This window comes from Streptomyces sp. NBC_00569, from assembly GCF_036345255.1.
In the GTDB taxonomy this organism is placed as follows: domain Bacteria; phylum Actinomycetota; class Actinomycetes; order Streptomycetales; family Streptomycetaceae; genus Streptomyces.
Genome location: NZ_CP107783.1, coordinates 456214 through 471329, shown reverse-complemented (window position 1 = coordinate 471329; position 15116 = coordinate 456214). Strand labels below are relative to the sequence as shown.

Sequence of the window (15116 nt, the reverse complement as noted above, 5' to 3'; positions counted from 1 at the left end):
CCCGTGCCGATCTGACGTCCGGCGGTGTGGGGCTTGGGCGCGGGTTCGTCGGTGGACCGCCCCGTCCTCGGTCGCCTCAGTCGGCGGCGAGCGGCTCGGGGGTGAGGGCAGGGGCATCCCGAACTCCCAGCCGCAGGTGCTCGACGTGGTACAGCGCCTGGTCGAGGAGTTCGGCGACGTGGTTGTCGTAGAGGGCGTAGACGATCGACCGCCCGTGGCGCTCACCGGTGACCAGGCCGAGGTTGCGCAGCAGGCGCAGCTGGTGCGAGCAGGCGGAGGCTTCCATGCCGACGGCCTCGGCGAGGTCGCTCACCGAACAGGGCCCTTCCTGGAGGCGGGCCAGGATGTACAGCCGCGAGGGCGTGGCGAGGGCCTGGAGGGTCGCCGCGACGTCGGCGGTGCCGACGGCGTCGAGGCGCTCGCGGGTGGTGGCGCTGCTGGCAGTGTCGGATCCGTGGCCCATGCGGACATCATAGCGATGACATATGAAGACCTATTCAGGTGTTCCTGTATGGTGGAAGCTCTTGCTCCATCCGCCCGTGAAGGGTTGTTCCGTCATGTCTTCTGTCCTGGATCAGCGGGCTGCGCCGGCTGTCCCCGGGCCGCGCCCGGCAGCCGCCCGGCGGCGTACACGGGTGCTGGCGCTGCCGGAGGCCCGATGGGCGCTGGCCGCACTGGTCCTGTTCCTTGTCGCCCTCCCGCTCGAGCTGCTCGATGCCCCGGTGTGGACGTGGGCGCCGCTGTTCGCCGCCACCTACGTCACAGGCGGCTGGGAGCCGGGGTGGGCGGGCCTGAAGGCTCTCAAGGACAGGACCTTGGACGTGGATCTGCTGATGGTGGTCGCCGCTCTGGGGGCCGCCGCCATCGGGCAGGTTCTCGACGGGGCTCTGCTCATCGTCATCTTCGCGACCTCCGGCGCTTTGGAGGCCGTCGCGACGGCGCGTACCGCGGACTCCGTACGCGGTCTCCTCGACCTTGCGCCGGTCACGGCCACGCGGCTGCTGTCCGACGGCGGTGAGGAGACCGTCGCCGCGGAGGACCTGGAGGTCGGGGACTTGATCCTGGTGCGGCCCGGCGAGCGCGTCGGCGCCGACGGCCAGGTCCTGGACGGCGTCAGCGACGTCGATCAGTCCACCATCACCGGCGAGCCCCTGCCGGTGGCCAAGGCGGCCGGGGACGAGGTGTTCGCCGGCACGGTGAACGGCACCGGCGCCCTGCGCCTGCGCGTCGGGCGCGACCCGTCGGACTCGGTGATCGCCAGGATCGTGAAGATGGTCGAGGAAGCCTCCGAGACCAAGGCTCCCACCCAACTGTTCATCGAGAAGATCGAGCAGCGGTACTCGATCGGCATGGTCATCGCCACCCTAGCCGTCTTCGCGATCCCCCTCGCCTTCGGCTCCGCGCTCCAGCCCGCGCTGCTCCGGGCGATGACCTTCATGATCGTCGCCTCGCCGTGCGCGGTGGTGCTCTCCACGATGCCGCCGCTGCTGTCCGCGATCGCCAACGCGGGCCGCCACGGCGTCCTGGCCAAGTCCGCCGTCGTCATGGAGCGCCTGGGCCAGGTCGACGCGGTCGCGCTCGACAAGACCGGCACCCTGACCGAAGGCACCCCACGCGTCACCGGCATCCGCCCACTTCCCGGTACCGGCCTGAGCGAGGACACGCTGCTCGCGCTGGCGGCAGCGGCCGAACACCCCAGCGAGCACCCGCTCGCCCGAGCCGTCGTCGAAGCCGCCCGCGAACGTCGTCTCCCGCTGCCCGAAGCGCTCGACTTCAGCTCCGTCCCCGGCAGGGGAGTGAGCGCCACCATCGACGGTCACACGGTCCAGGTCGGATCCCCCGGCCGCCTGCTGCCCGCCGCCATTGGACCCGAGGCCGCAGCTGTGGCGGAGTCGGAGGACGCCGGTCAGACCGCGGTGCTGGTCCTGCGGGACGACACCCCGGTCGGCGTGATCGGCATCGCGGACCGGCTTCGTCCGGACGCAGCCGCCACCGTCGCCGCACTCACCGAGCTCACCGGCCGCACGCCGGTCCTGCTGACCGGCGACAACGCCCGCGCCGCCCGCCGTCTGGCCGCCGAGGTCGGCATCACCGACGTCCGCGCCGGACTCCTTCCCCAGGACAAGGTCGCCGCCGTACGCCAATGGGAGAGCGAGCGCCGCAAGGTGCTCGTCATCGGCGACGGTGTCAACGACGCTCCGGCCCTGGCCGCCGCACACACCGGCATCGCCATGGGCAAGGCCGGCTCCGATCTCGCCCTGGAGACCGCCGACGCCGTCGTCGTCCGCGACGAACTCGCCACCGTCCCCGCCGTGGTCTCCCTCTCCCGCGCCGCCCGGGGCCTCGTCTTCCAGAACCTCGTCATCGCCGGCGTGTTCATCACCGCCCTCGTGGTCTGGGACCTCATCGCCACCCTTCCGCTGCCGCTCGGCGTCGCCGGCCACGAAGGATCCACCGTCATCGTCGGGCTCAACGGCCTGCGCCTGCTGCGCGAAGCGGCCTGGAAGAACCCCGTCCGAGGAGGCACAGCGTGACCAGACGCTCCCGCCGTGCTGCTCCCGACCCGGTACCCGGAGCGGCAGCACCCCGGCCCACGGTCACCGTCTGCCGCGGCTGCTGCTGCGGCAGCCCCAAGGTCCCCGGACTCGACCACACCGCCCAACTCCGCGATCTGCGACGCGCCCTGGGTGGCACCGCGACCGTTCGGGTCACCGACTGCCTCGACGCCTGCGAGCGCGCGAACGTCATCGTCGTGCAACCGTCCACGGCCGGGCGCAAGGCCGGCGGGCGCCCCCTCTGGCTGGGCCTGGTCAACGACCCCGACGCCACCGCCGACATCACCGCCTGGATCGAGGGCGGCGGCCCCGGCCTCACCGAACCACCCGGCATCCTCGACCTCTACGCCTTCAACCCCTCCCGCCGCGTACGCGCCGAACTCCACGACGAGTAGCTCGCGGATGGATTCGACGCCTCGCCCAACTGGAAGCAAGCGCACACTACGTCCCACCCTCAGGTCCGCACCCGTGTCGACTGCGCCGTCTGCCGCATGAAGACACCCATTCCCGAGCGGAACCACCCCTGCGGCGGGGTGCGGCTCTTTCACGACACGGCCGACACCGTTCGCCGGTCAGTCGGAGTTGCGTGCGATCTCGAGTGCGAGCGCTTGCAGGATGGCCTCGGTGGACGTATCAGGGTCCATCTGGTCGTACGCGTCCGCGACCGTTTCGAAGGCCATCACGAAGCCCTTGATCAGGGCGCTCAGCGGTTCGGAGAGCTGGTTCAGCACGGCGAGACCCACCTCTGCCGCGTCTTCGGTGTCGGGGACGAGGTACTGCGTCGGAATGACCTCGCCCAGCAGGTCGGAGACGTAGTCTGCGCTGACACCACCGCGCAGGGCCGTGAGCGCCGCGATGGCCTTGAGCTCGATCTCGTTCTCGGTCATGTGCCGAGCGTAGGAGGAAGCGGCGGCGGGCACGCGGGGGAGCGGGTTTCGCGCGGGGGCGTGTGGCGACATGAGCGACAGGCGGGTCGGTCGGGTCATTGGGATCGAAGGCTGCCGCGTGCGGCATGGGGCCTGGGGCGCTGTCGAGTCTCGTGAACGGTCCGATACGCCGCTACCACCGCCACAGGTGCCTGACAAATCTGCGTACGACTTCGGTCACAGCTCATGAGTGGAGCCGGCAGGTGGGCGCCGCGCGAGTTCGTGGGCGCCGGTGTTCGGTGCGGAAGCGTCGGATTGAAGGCGGTGAGAGGGCGGTCAGCCGGATGTCTGTTTCGTGGGGGAGCCGGCTTCCTGTGTGGCGGCCCAGGTGGCGAGAAGTCGCAGACCTTCTTCAGAAGCGGACCCTGGTTCGGCGGTGTAGATGGTGAGGGTGAGGCCGGGTTCCGCGGCCATCTCCAGCCCTTCGAAGGCGAGGGTGAGCTCGCCGACGGCCGAATGGTGGAAGCGTTTGGTTCCGGTGCCGTGGTGGCGGACGTCGTGGGCGCCCCAGCGTGTGCGGAACTCCTCGCTGAGTGTGGAGAGTTCACCGACGAGGTCGTGCAGCTCCTTGTCGTGGGGGTTACGGCCGGCTTCGGTGCGCAGGATGGCGACACAGGTGTCGGCGAAGGTGTCCCAGTCGGGGTAGAAGCGCCGCGAGACGGGGTCGAGGAAGTTGAAGCGGGCGAGGTTTCTCTGGCTGAGTGCGCTGCCGTAGACGTCGCTGTAGAAGGCGCGGGCGAGTTGGTTGGTGGCGAGGAGATCCATGCGGCCGTTGCGGACGAAGGCGGGCCCCGCGGTGATCGCGTCCAGGGTCCATTGCAGGCTGCGGTGCGGCGTCCACCGGTCCTTGGCGCGCCGGCGTCGCGGGCGTGTCAGAGCGTCGCTGCCGTCGGCTGTCTGAGCCAGTTGGAGGAGGTGGGCCCGTTCGGCGTCGTCGAGCTGAAGGGCGCGGGCGACGGCTTCGAGGACGGCCGGTGAGACGCCGGCGAGGTTGCCGCGCTCGAGTTTGGCGTAGTACTCGACGCTGACGTCGGCCAGGGCCGCGACCTCGCTGCGTCGCAGGCCGGGGACGCGGCGCCGGGACCCGGAGGGCATCCCCGCCTGGTCAGGGGTGATCTTTGCTCGCCGCGAGGTCAGAAACTCGCGGACCTCTTGACGGTTGTCCACACCTCGACGGTACGTCCCGCACGCCGCCGTAGGGGTGTACCAGCGGTACACCCTTCGACGGTGCCTCGCTGCGCGCGTGGAGTGGCGGTTACCTGGATGACGTGGCACTTCCTTGCACCGCCGTCACAGCGGCGGCAGGGAGTGCCAGGCCCCGGGCCTGTGGACCGCAGCGGGTCCTGTCCGGGCAGGCAACTGCACTCGGCGTCCGGCGGTACCGCACCGCACCGGATGCCCAGCACGTTAGGAACCCCTCATGCGCGGAGCAGTGATCCATGCCCCCGGCGATGTGCGTTTCGAGACGCTCGACGACCCGAAGATTCTCCATCCGACCGACGCGATCATCCGTACGGCCGTCACCTGCGTATGCGGTTCGGACCTGTGGCCGTATCGAGGTGCGGAGACGATCGGCGACCCGCACCCGATGGGGCACGAGTACGTCGGCTTCGTCGAGGAGGTCGGCAGCGAGGTCACCTCGGTGGAGCCCGGCCAGTTCGTCGTCGGCTCGTTCGCCACGTCGGACAACACCTGCGCGAACTGCCGGAACGGCTGGCAGTCCAACTGCCTGCACCGTGAGTTCATGAGCACCTGCCAGGCCGACTACGTCCGCATCCCCAACGCCCAGGGCACCCTGGTCGCCACCGATGAGCACCCGGCCGACGAGTTGCTGCCCGGCCTGCTGGCGGTCTCCGACGTGATGGGAACGGGCTGGTATGCCGCGCTGGCCGCCGAGGTCAGGCCCGGCTCCACCGCAGTGGTCGTCGGGGACGGCGCGGTCGGCCTGTGTGGTGTGATCGCCGCCAAGGAACTGGGCGCCGAGCGGATCATCGTCATGAGCCGTCACGAGCCCCGCCAGAACCTGGCGCGCGAGTTCGGAGCCACCGACATCGTCGCCGAGCGCGGCGACGAAGGCATCGCCCGGGTCAAGGACCTCACCGGCGGGATCGGCGCCGCCTCGGTCCTGGAATGCGTCGGCACCGCCGAAGCCATGCGGCAGGCCCTGCACTCGGCGCGGCCCGGTGGCAACGTCGGTTTCGTCGGTGTTCCCCACGAGGTGGCCATCGACGGGCAGGAACTGTTCTTCTCCCACGTCGGCCTGCGCGGCGGTCCCGCCCCCGTGCGCCGTTACCTGCCCGACCTCATCGACCGTGTCCTCACCGGCCGGATCAACCCGGGCAAGGTCTTCGACCTCACGCTGCCCCTGGATCAGGTCGCCGAGGGCTACCGGGCGATGGACGAACGCCGCGCCATCAAGGCCCTCCTCACGCCCTGACCCCCGACGCATCACCGCCTCAACCCTCGACGCATCACCCCCCTGCCCCCACACACCGCCCTGCCCCCATACACACCACCCTCGCCCCCCACACACACCCGCCCCGGGCCGGACGTCTACAGCACGGCCCCGAAACGCCCCGCGAAGGACTCACCGTGACCACATTCGCCCTCGTCGGCGCCGGCCCCGGCCTGGGACTGGCCACCGCCCGCCGCTTCGGAATCGCAAGCCACAGCGTCGCGCTCATCTCCCGCAACGTCGAGCACCTGGACGCTCTGACGGCCGAACTGAGCCGTGACGGCGTTCCCGCCCGCGGTTTCGCCGCAGACGTACTCGACCCCGGCTCCCTCAGCGCAGCCCTCGAGGCCGCCTCCGAGACTCTCGGACCGATCGAGATCCTGCAGTACAGCCCGGTGCCCCGCGCCGACTTCATGAAGCCGGTCCTCGACACCCGCGCCGACGACCTCGACGCCCCGCTGGGCTTCTCCGTCAAGGGCCCGGTCACGTGCGTCAACGCGGTCCTGCCCGGCATGCGGGCGCTCGGCCGCGGCACCCTGCTCTTCGTCAACGGCGGCAGCGCCGTGCGCCCGCACCCGGAACGGGCCGGCACCTCGATCGCATTCGCCGCCGAGAGCGCCTACGCGCGCATGCTCCACGACGCGCTCGCCGAGGAGGGCATCCACGCCGCCCAGCTGATCATCCCCGGTGCGATCCGTCCCGACGCCGAGCACTCCAGCCCCGAGGCCCTGGCCGAGCGCCTGTACGCCTTGCACGCCGAGCGCTGTGGCTTCCGGCACTTCGCCGAGCCGCTGCCAGACTGACTGCCTGGACGCCGCCCATGAACTCGGCCCTTCGTGCCCCGATCCGCGCCGCCCCCGCAGCCGCTTTGCTGCCGGCTGTGACCGCCTGCTCCGACGACGCACCAGAAACTTCTTCGTCGTCCGCCGCCTCCCCGGTGCCCTCGGGGCGGCAAAAGGCACTGGCATCCGCCACCCCGTCCAGCTCCGACAGGACCAACGCGATGGACATCAGGCTCACCCTCGACGGCCGGCCCGTCGACGCCACGTTGAACGACAGCCCTCCCGCCCGCGACCTTGCCACCTTGCTCCCGCTCACCCTGGACCTGGAGGACTTCCACGGGACGGAGCGGATCGGCTACCCGCCGCGCAAGCTGAACACGGCCGCTGCTCCCGAGCCTGCCGCGCCCAAGGCCGGCGACCTGGCCTACTACTCACCCTGGGGCAACCTGGCGCTCTTCCACCGCGACGGCGACTCCGCCTCCGCCGACCTCCTCATCGTCGGCCACATCGACGCCGATGCCGACCGGCTCGCAGGGGCGGACCGAATCACCATCGAAGCGGCCTCCTGACCCCACCGGCCACTCGTACGGAACATGCCTTCAGCAGCCGGAACGCCCCTTACGGCTCCGCCTGTTGCGCGAAGCGCCGTGGTCGGGAGACGCGGAGGTGTGGGAGAGCCGGTGCGGCTGAGTGGTGTGCTCAGTCGGCGACGCGAGCGCCGGGATCGCGCCCGCGGACGGCGACCTTGACCACTTGCCGAAGCGCTGACTGGTACGCCTCGGCGTCCCCCCGGCGCGTCACCTTCCGGATCCGCTACCTGCCGGTGTACGGGGCCGGCGCAGGTAGTTCCACAGTGATGCGCATCCCGCCGGCTGCGCGCGGGGTGAGGGTGAGTGTGCCGTCGTGTGCCTGGGTGATGGTCTTGACGATGGCCAGGCCGAGGCCGACGCCTGCGTGGTCGGCGCGCATGCGCTCGGTGCCGCGCTGGAATGGTTCCGTGAGCGTCGCGGCCAGCTCTGGGGTGAGCGTCGCGCCGGTGTTTTCGACCGTGAGCACCACAGTCCTGGGGCGGACGCTGGCGTTGACCCACACAGTGCCCTGTTCAGGCAGGTTGTGGACGATCGCGTTGTGCACGAGATTCGTCGTGAGCTGCAGCAGGAGCGTCGGCGATCCGATCGTGGGGGTGATGTCGCCGTGGGTCTCGATGGTGACGCCGTGCTTTTCCGCGAGAGAGAGAAGCGTCTCGGTGGCTTCTTCCGCCATGAGGGACAGGTCGACCGGTTCTCGGGTGAAGGACCGCTGGTCGGCGCGGCTGAGCAGGAGCAACGCTTCAGTGAGATCGATGGCTCGGGTGTTGACGACTTGGAGGCGGTCGATGAGTTCGGCGGTGCCGTGGTTCGGGTCGATGCGGGCCACGTCGAGAAGTGCCTTCGAGATCGCCAGCGGGGTGCGCAGCTCGTGAGAGGCGTTGGCGGCGAATCTCTGCGTTTCGGCGACGTGTGCTTCGAGCCGGGCGAGCATCGTGTCGAAGGCGTCGGCGAGTTCGCGGAACTCGTCGTTGCGGCCCGGCAGTCGGATCCGGTGGGAGAGTGATCCGTTCGTGGCCAGGCGGGTGGCGTCGGTGATCCGGGTCAGTGGGGCGAGCATTCGGCCGGCGAGGATCCATCCTCCCAGGAGACCGAACACCAGCAGGAACGCCAGTACCGCGGCTGCCGTGGGGGCGAAGGTGCGCAGGACGGCGTAGCGATAGTCGGGCATGATGATGAGCCCGGGGTGGACCACACGATTGAGGAACACCCACACCGCCAGGAGCAGCAGGGCGCCGGCAACCATGAGGAATCCGGCGTAGCTCAGGGTGAGTTTGAGGCGAACGCTCAGCCCAGGGGCTCTATCCACGGGCACCTCCCTCGTGTCCGGATCCACGGGCTCCCCTCTCGCGTCCGGCAGCCCCTTGTGGTGTGTCGATGCGGTAGCCGACGCCTGGCACGGTGGCGATGATCCAGGGTTCGCCGAGGCGCTTGCGCGGTGCCGAGACGGTGATGCGCACGGCGTTGGTGAACGGGTCGGCGTTCTCGTCCCATGCCCGTTCCAGTAGTTCTTCGGCGCTGACGACACCGCCTTCGGCAGCGACGAGGACTTCGAGCACAGCGAACTGCTTCCTCGTCAGCGCGACGTAGCGGCCGTCCCGGTAGACCTCTCTGCGGAACGGGTCCAGCCGCAGACCCGCGATCTCCCGGACGGGAGGTCGGTTGTGCGCACGTCTGCGGTTGAGAGCTCTGAGCCGGAGCGCGAGTTCGCGGAGCTCGAAAGGTTTCGTGAGGTAGTCGTCGGCGCCGAGTTCGAACCCGGAGGCCTTGTCGTCGAGACGGTCGGCTGCGGTGAGCATGAGGATCGGCATGCCGCTGCCGGAGTCGACGATGCGTCGGGCGATCTCGTCACCGGAAGGTCCGGGGATGTCGCGGTCGAGGACGGCGATGTCGTAGTCGTTGATGTCGAGCAGTTCCAGAGCGGTGCCGCCGTCGCCTGCGATGTCGGCCGCGATCGCTTCCAGGCGTAGGCCATCGCGGATGGCTTCTGCCATGAAAGGTTCGTCCTCGACGATCAACACACGCATGGTGTCGATGCTACGAGCCGGCGCATATCGTCGGCGTATCGAAAACCGCATACGTGCCGGCAACACCCCGCTGCCTTGACTGGCAGCATGACTCGACCCCCACCGTCAGCAGAAGCAACGACCCGCCGGGTTCGGCGGCTCCTCGTCGTCGACCCGGTGGTCGTCATGGCAGCGATCGCCGCAGCCTGCGGCCACCAGCCGCGGAATTCCTCGGCCTCCTCGTCCATCTCGTCTTCCTCGCCCGAACCGCCCTCGAAGTCCTCGTCGGCCGTACCACCACCGTCGTCCTCCGCGGCCGTACCGCCCTCGAAGGCGCCGCGTCGTGACGACCATGAGGCGCTCGGCAAGGCCGCCGGTCTCGTCCCCGACGGCGTAGCGGTCTCCGACGACGCGATTCCGGCTGTGGCCAACCTCGATCCCGATCTCCTCAAGGCCCTCCGCCAGGCTGCGACGGATGCCGCGGACGACGGGGTCGAGTTCGTCGTCAACGGCGGCTGGCGGTCACCGAATTACCAGAGTCAGCTTCTTCGTGAGGCGGTCTCCAAGTACGGGTCCGAGGCCGAGGCCGCCCGATGGGTGGCCACCGCGGCGACGTCTCCGCACGTGTCGGGGGACGCGGTCGGCATCGGGCACTCCGATGCGACGACGTGGCTCTCCGATCACGGTGCCGAGTACGGCCTGTGCCGGATCTACAAGAATGAACCTTGGCACTACGAACTACGCCCCGAAGCAATCGATGACGGTTGCCCGCGTATGTATGCCGATCCCACCCAGGACCCGAGGATGCAGCAGTGACCGGCAGCGAGCGAGGACAGACGATGGTGCAGGTGGACACGGCGGAGACCGGACAGGGCAGCACCGGCCGCCGGGAGACCGGCTCCGGTACTTGGCGCGCGCGCATCCGCGGGGCGATCCACATCGGCTCTAGCCCGGAGCCCTGGAAGCGCGGCCCGGTCCTCGCCGCGCTGGCGCTGCTGCTGGGCCTTGGCATGCTGCTGCACGCCAAGATCCCGAACCGGATCGGGAACCTCGGCAGCCTGGTGGAGACCTTCCTGCCGTGGTTCGGCCTGTTCATCCCGGTGCTGCTGGCTGGCGCGCTCTGGCGCCGCTCCACCTCCGCAGTGGTCGCACTGCTGCTGCCGGTCACGGTGTGGCTGAACCTCTTCGGCGGCCTGCTCAGCGACAAGTCCCACCCTGACAGCGACCTCACCGTGGTCAGCCACAACGTCGGCGCCGACAACCCCGACCCGGTCGGCACCGCCCGGGACCTGGCCGCCTCCGGTGCGGACGTGCTGGCGCTGGAGGAGCTGACCCCGCAGGCCCGGAGCACGTACGAGAAGGAGCTGGCCAAGGCGTATCCGCACCACACGGTGCAGGGCACGGTGGGGCTGTGGAGCAAGCTGCCGCTGTCGGACACCGAGCCGGTCGACGTCAAGATGGACGCAGGGCCGCTGGCGGCCACCAAGTCGGCCGACGTCAAGATGGCTTACAACCGCGGGCTGCGGACCACGGTGGCCACGGACCAGGGGCCGCTGGCGGTGTATGTGGCCCACCTCGGGTCCGCACGGGTAAATCCCAGGGCAGGCTTCTCGACCGGCCAGCGGGACGCGGGCGCGCAGGCGCTCGGCGAGGCCATCGCCGCCGAGCGCACTGACAGGGTGGTACTCCTCGGCGACCTGAACGGCACGATGGACGACCGCGCGTTCGACGGCGTCACCTCGCAGATGCGCTCGGCCCAGGACGCGGCGGGGGACGGCTTCGGCTTCAGCTGGCCGGCGAAGTTCCCGGTGGCGCGGATCGATCAGATCCTGGTCCGCGGCGTGGAGCCGCAGAGCTCCTGGGTACTGCCGGCCACCGGCAGCGACCACCGGCCGGTGGCAGCCGGAATCAGCTGGTGAACACCCCCAATCAGCTGGTGAACACCTCGCAGAACGTGCGAACGCGTCCCGCGCCTTCTCGTCCCGGGCCGGTGGCACTGACATCTCTTCCGTACGGGCCAGGATCACAGCTAAGCCGTCGCGAAGCCCGGCCCGGAGGTCGGCAGATGGGCCGTGCCCCCGTGAAGTTCCCCAGCCTGCACGTCGACCCGCCTCGGGCCCGCCGCCACTCACTCACTCATCCACTCAACCACCCACCCCACCTGGGTGATCAGCCAGGAAAGCGCTCAGTGACCGCGCGTCCTTCGGGTCACCGCCCGGTAGATCTTGTGACTGCTCACTGATGCACTGAGTGCCCTCCACGCCGACGGCCCGCAACGGCTCTCGCGGACCCGGCCGGTGCACGCGGAGAGGTGGTGCGTGGCGCTCGTGGAGTGCGCCACGCACCGCCGCCGACACCCATCCCTTCCCGAGCCGCACACGCGAGGCTCCAGTCGCATTTTGGATCTCTTGTCCGGCCCTGGATTAGGCTTTCACCTTGCGTCTGCGGACGACGAAAGCGATGGGGCTGTTTCATGGAGAAAGGCATGCTGCCGCCGGGGCAGCGCCTGGTCAAAGGCTGGCCCGTCTCGCACTACGGGCCGGTGCCCCGCTTCCGCCCGGAGCGATGGACCCTCCAGGTCTTCGGCGCCACCGCGAACAAGGCGGCCCACTCCTGGACCTTCGAGGAAGTTACCGCCCTGCCCAAAGCCACCGTGGTCGCGGACCTGCACTGCGCGTCCGGCACCAGCACCACAGGCCACACATTCTTCGGGATCCCGGCGCGCATCCTGCTGGACCTCGCCCCACCTGCCGAGGGCGTGTCCCACGTGATGGCTTGGGCCGAATACGGATACAGCGCGAACCTGCGCCTCGAGGACTTCATTGCCGACTCCACCGTCATGGCCACCCACCACGACGATGAGGTGCTCACCGCCGAACACGGCTTCCCCCTGCGCCTCGTGGTGCCGCATCTGTACGGATACAAAGGCCCGAAGTGGCTGCGCGGCATCGAGTACATGACGCAGGACCGACGGGGCTTCTGGGAGGAACGCGGCTTCCACAACATCGCCGACCCCTGGACAGGCCGGCGCCACTCCTACCAGGAGGACGAGGACCCGTGACGGCCCGACCTGCCGACACATCCTCCAAGTCCGATCGCGCATTTGCGGCACTTCTTGGCTGATCCGCCAGGCATAAGGCAGGGGACTTGGGGATTTAGGGCGGCAGATGCAAAATGGAGTCGTCGTTCGGGGCGGACCGCTCACCGTCCCGGCCCGGCCCACAGGCGAGGTCCCCTTGGTCATGCGCACCTACGACGGAAGTGCCGGTGATGTCGACTACAGCGCCATCGGCTCCCTCTACGCCTCCTACCGGCGCCCCGACGAGCGCATCGCCCACGTGATCGCCGAGGCTCTCGGCGATGCGCGCACCGTTCTCAACGTCGGCGCGGGCACCGGCTCCTACGAGAGTGCCGCGCACAGCATCACCGCCGTCGAGCCCTCCCTGGCCATGAGGGCCCAGCGCCCGGCCGAACTCGCCACTGCCATCGACGCCGTGGCGGAGGGCCTCCCCTTCGCGGAAGGGCAGTTCGACGCGGCGATGACTCTCTTCAGCGTTCACCAGTGGTCCGACGTCGAGGCCGGGCTGCGCGAGATGCGACGCGTCACCCGCGGCCCCGTCGCCGTCCTGACCTGCGACCCCGCGCGCGTACGCGACTTCTGGCTCTACGAGTACGCCCCCGATGTCCTGGACACCGAGGCGCGCCGATACCCGCCGCTGGACCGGCTCACGGCCGCGCTCGGCGGAACCACCACGATCCAGCCCGTCCCCATCCCGCTGGACTGCACCGACGGCTTCAACGAGGCGTACTACGGCCGCCCCGAAATGCTCCTCGACCCCGCGGCGCGTCAAGCCTGCTCGGCCTGGAGTTTCGTCGACGACCGGGCCCGGCAGGACTTCGACACCTCGCTGCGCCGCGCCCTGGGCTCGGGAACCTGGGACGAGGCCTTCGGTCACCTGCGCAGCCGCCCGAGCTACAGCGGGTCCCTTGTCCTGCTGCGCGCCACCCCATGACCGCGCCAGCGACACCTCCCGCAGAAAGGGGCGCAGGGTGGATCCGCTCGCACGCCGCCAGATGATCGCCCATGTGCAGGTCGAGCGACAGCGCCTGCTGCCGGAACACGAGCAAGCGACCCGGACCACCATCGAGATGCTCCGCGCCGGCACCGGCCACGCGAGCGAACCCCGACTGGTTCCGTATCTCAGCCTCGCCTACCTGCTGGGCGTCAAAGGTACGTACGGCGATGACCAGTTGATGGCCTTGGCGCTGTCGGTGGCGAACTGGGCCACCACCGCCATCAACGACCTCGCCCACCACACCAGCCGCACCCCACAACACATCATCGACCAGTACGAGACCGACATCATCGCCGACCAGGAAGACCTCACCTGACGGAAAGTCTGCTGGGCGTGCGTCCGGACACCACACCGATCGGGACCGGGCCAGGGTCCCGGTCCCCTCCGATCGCCTCACCACCAGCCGATAACACATCAAGAGGCCACGCAGGATCCGGGGGACGCTCCCGAGCCGGGCGGCGTCGCCGAGCGGCGTGGGGAAACCGGCAGGTGCCCAACCGAGTAGCGGGAAGGATTTCGGCGTTGGGCAGGCATCCACAGGGCGAAGGCATGGTTGCTGCGGCGTTCGTGCTCACCGGGGGATTGCCGGCCACGCGGCGCGCCGGATCAGGCGCTGTGCCGTGTCCGGCCGGCTTACCCAGGCGGACCGATGACTGCGGGATCGTCCAGGAAGGCGCGACCGCCCGGCAGTTGGTCGCGCCCCACGGTCCTCGGGCTTGTCGCCCTCCCACCTGTGGTGGTGGGGGAGCGGGGCCCTTTCGTGCAGCGTGGTGCAGCTATGCGAGGGGGGTGGCGCGGATCGCGGAGATGTCGAACTGCAGCCGGACCTTCTCACTCACCATGGTCCCGCCGGCCTCGAGGCGTTGGTTGTAGACGAGGCCCCATTGGGTGCGGTCGATGGTGGTGGTGGCGTCGAATCCGGCTCGTTCGTAGCCGAAGGGGTCGACTACCGAGCCGAGGTAGTCGAGTTGGAGTTCGACGGGGCGGGTGACTTGGCGGATGGTCAGGTCGCCCGTCATGCGGAAGCTCTCTCCGCCTTCATGGGTGGCGGAGGTGCTGCGGAAGGTCATCTCCGGGAAGCGGCGAGCGTCGAAGAAGTCGGTGCCGATGAGGTGGGCGTCGCGCTGTTCGACGCCGGTGTCGACGCTGGCGACCCGGATGGTGATTTCGGCCCGGGACTGGGAGGGGCAGGCTCCGTCGAAGTACAGGGTGCTGTCGTAGTCGGCGAAGGCGCCGCGCACAGTGGTGACCATGGCGTGTCGTACGGAGAAGCCGATGCGGCTGTGCGGGCGGTCGATGGTCCATTGCCCGGTCAGTGCGCGAAGGGCGGGATCGAGCGCGGCGCCGGTGGTCTCGGCGCCCGGGAAGGGCGTACGGGGGCCGGCAGCAGGCGTCGGCTCGATGGTCGCGCTCTGGCGACGGCTGAAGATACCCATGCGGTCGTAGCCTCCTCGAATGTGATTACTACGTGTTATCACGGGGTCAGGATGGGCTGGGCAGCGAGATGGGTGGCCTCGTCCGAAATCTCTGGCGCGGCCTGCAAAGATGCACAGGATCGACCCAGGATCGTCATGAGTGTGGATGCACTGTCGGGCGATATGTGTTCACACAGAGTCACTGTGTGATGCGGTCAGGTGGCGGAGTCGGCGTTCGTGAGGCACTCGGTGGTCGCCGTTCGTGGCCCGATCTCGTGAACAGGGGCGGTTTCCAGCACGGTTCGGGTGCAGGC

General features: G+C 69.5%; 16 protein-coding genes. 10 read left to right on the top strand and 6 right to left on the bottom strand.

Annotated features, from left to right (window positions below):
* Nucleotides 1–76 precede the first annotated feature (76 nt).
* Nucleotides 77–463: an ArsR/SmtB family transcription factor gene (locus tag OHO83_RS02165; RefSeq protein WP_266679491.1), complete on the bottom strand. Its 387-nt coding sequence runs from the start codon at nt 461–463 to the stop codon at nt 77–79.
* A gap of 94 nt (nt 464–557) precedes the next feature.
* On the opposite strand from OHO83_RS02165, the gene OHO83_RS02160 reads away from it, so the two are divergent.
* Both OHO83_RS02160 and OHO83_RS02155 read left to right on the top strand, forming a co-directional pair.
* Nucleotides 558–2534 (top strand): heavy metal translocating P-type ATPase, encoded by a 1977-nt coding sequence (locus tag OHO83_RS02160; RefSeq protein WP_266679493.1) that lies wholly within the window; start codon nt 558–560, stop codon nt 2532–2534.
* Nucleotides 2531–2950 carry a (2Fe-2S) ferredoxin domain-containing protein gene (locus OHO83_RS02155; RefSeq protein ID WP_330278514.1) on the top strand — a complete coding sequence of 140 codons (420 nt, stop codon included), beginning with the start codon at nt 2531–2533 and terminating at the stop codon, nt 2948–2950. The genes OHO83_RS02160 and OHO83_RS02155 overlap by 4 nt, the downstream gene beginning before the upstream one ends.
* Nucleotides 2951–3127: 177 nt before the next feature.
* Here OHO83_RS02155 and OHO83_RS02150 read toward each other — a convergent pair whose 3' ends face one another.
* Together OHO83_RS02150 and OHO83_RS02145 are read right to left on the bottom strand one after the other, a co-directional pair.
* Nucleotides 3128–3442: a hypothetical protein gene (locus tag OHO83_RS02150; protein WP_266679497.1), complete on the bottom strand. Its 315-nt coding sequence runs from the start codon at nt 3440–3442 to the stop codon at nt 3128–3130.
* 315 nt (nt 3443–3757) lie between these two features.
* Complete coding sequence (locus OHO83_RS02145; RefSeq protein WP_330278513.1) at nt 3758–4648, bottom strand: helix-turn-helix transcriptional regulator; 891 nt, start codon at nt 4646–4648, stop codon at nt 3758–3760.
* 253 nt (nt 4649–4901) lie between these two features.
* Between OHO83_RS02145 and OHO83_RS02140 the strand changes: the two genes are divergently transcribed.
* From OHO83_RS02140 to OHO83_RS02130, 3 genes are all read left to right on the top strand, one after another.
* Entirely contained in the window at nt 4902–5918 is a 1017-nt protein-coding gene (locus OHO83_RS02140; RefSeq protein ID WP_266679501.1) for a zinc-dependent alcohol dehydrogenase family protein, read from the top strand.
* A 155-nt stretch (nt 5919–6073) separates the two neighbouring features.
* Entirely contained in the window at nt 6074–6739 is a 666-nt protein-coding gene (locus OHO83_RS02135) for an SDR family NAD(P)-dependent oxidoreductase (protein WP_330278512.1), read from the top strand.
* 200 nt (nt 6740–6939) lie between these two features.
* Entirely contained in the window at nt 6940–7287 is a 348-nt protein-coding gene (locus tag OHO83_RS02130; protein WP_323187082.1) for a cyclophilin-like fold protein, read from the top strand.
* A gap of 244 nt (nt 7288–7531) precedes the next feature.
* On the opposite strand, the gene OHO83_RS02125 is transcribed toward OHO83_RS02130, so the two are convergent.
* Together OHO83_RS02125 and OHO83_RS02120 are read right to left on the bottom strand one after the other, a co-directional pair.
* Entirely contained in the window at nt 7532–8614 is a 1083-nt protein-coding gene (locus tag OHO83_RS02125) for a sensor histidine kinase (protein WP_330278511.1), read from the bottom strand.
* Nucleotides 8607–9332, bottom strand: coding sequence for a response regulator transcription factor (locus OHO83_RS02120; protein WP_330278510.1), 726 nt, complete (start codon nt 9330–9332; stop codon nt 8607–8609). Before OHO83_RS02120 ends, OHO83_RS02125 begins: the two co-directional genes overlap by 8 nt.
* A gap of 87 nt (nt 9333–9419) precedes the next feature.
* On the opposite strand from OHO83_RS02120, the gene OHO83_RS02115 reads away from it, so the two are divergent.
* From OHO83_RS02115 to OHO83_RS02095, 5 genes are all read left to right on the top strand, one after another.
* Entirely contained in the window at nt 9420–10127 is a 708-nt protein-coding gene (locus OHO83_RS02115; RefSeq protein WP_330278509.1) for a M15 family metallopeptidase, read from the top strand.
* Between the two features lie 23 nt (nt 10128–10150).
* Nucleotides 10151–11230 (top strand): endonuclease/exonuclease/phosphatase family protein, encoded by a 1080-nt coding sequence (locus OHO83_RS02110; RefSeq protein WP_405603508.1) that lies wholly within the window; start codon nt 10151–10153, stop codon nt 11228–11230.
* A gap of 554 nt (nt 11231–11784) precedes the next feature.
* Nucleotides 11785–12372: a molybdopterin-dependent oxidoreductase gene (locus OHO83_RS02105; RefSeq protein WP_330278508.1), complete on the top strand. Its 588-nt coding sequence runs from the start codon at nt 11785–11787 to the stop codon at nt 12370–12372.
* Between the two features lie 181 nt (nt 12373–12553).
* A complete protein-coding gene (locus OHO83_RS02100) occupies nt 12554–13324 on the top strand; it encodes a class I SAM-dependent methyltransferase (RefSeq protein ID WP_266679517.1) in 771 nt (256 codons plus the stop codon).
* 37 nt (nt 13325–13361) lie between these two features.
* On the top strand, nt 13362–13703 hold the full coding sequence (locus OHO83_RS02095) for a hypothetical protein (protein ID WP_330278507.1): 342 nt from the start codon (nt 13362–13364) through the stop codon (nt 13701–13703).
* A gap of 460 nt (nt 13704–14163) precedes the next feature.
* Here OHO83_RS02095 and OHO83_RS02090 read toward each other — a convergent pair whose 3' ends face one another.
* Complete coding sequence (locus OHO83_RS02090) at nt 14164–14823, bottom strand: YceI family protein (RefSeq protein WP_330278506.1); 660 nt, start codon at nt 14821–14823, stop codon at nt 14164–14166.
* Nucleotides 14824–15116 lie beyond the last annotated feature (293 nt).

Excerpts from the sequence above, each read along its gene's own strand:
- OHO83_RS02115 (WP_330278509.1), top strand. The coding sequence starts at position 9,420 with ATGACTCGACCCCCACCGTCAGCAGAAGCAACGACCCGCCGGGTTCGG.
- OHO83_RS02160 (WP_266679493.1), top strand. The coding sequence starts at position 558 with ATGTCTTCTGTCCTGGATCAGCGGGCTGCGCCGGCTGTCCCCGGGCCG.
- OHO83_RS02140 (WP_266679501.1), top strand. The coding sequence starts at position 4,902 with ATGCGCGGAGCAGTGATCCATGCCCCCGGCGATGTGCGTTTCGAGACG.
- OHO83_RS02165 (WP_266679491.1), bottom strand. The coding sequence starts at position 463 with ATGGGCCACGGATCCGACACTGCCAGCAGCGCCACCACCCGCGAGCGC.
- OHO83_RS02150 (WP_266679497.1), bottom strand. The coding sequence starts at position 3,442 with ATGACCGAGAACGAGATCGAGCTCAAGGCCATCGCGGCGCTCACGGCC.
- OHO83_RS02110 (WP_405603508.1), top strand. The coding sequence starts at position 10,151 with ATGGTGCAGGTGGACACGGCGGAGACCGGACAGGGCAGCACCGGCCGC.
- OHO83_RS02090 (WP_330278506.1), bottom strand. The coding sequence starts at position 14,823 with ATGGGTATCTTCAGCCGTCGCCAGAGCGCGACCATCGAGCCGACGCCT.
- OHO83_RS02105 (WP_330278508.1), top strand. The coding sequence starts at position 11,785 with ATGGAGAAAGGCATGCTGCCGCCGGGGCAGCGCCTGGTCAAAGGCTGG.
- OHO83_RS02130 (WP_323187082.1), top strand. The coding sequence starts at position 6,940 with ATGGACATCAGGCTCACCCTCGACGGCCGGCCCGTCGACGCCACGTTG.
- OHO83_RS02100 (WP_266679517.1), top strand. The coding sequence starts at position 12,554 with ATGCGCACCTACGACGGAAGTGCCGGTGATGTCGACTACAGCGCCATC.
- OHO83_RS02120 (WP_330278510.1), bottom strand. The coding sequence starts at position 9,332 with ATGCGTGTGTTGATCGTCGAGGACGAACCTTTCATGGCAGAAGCCATC.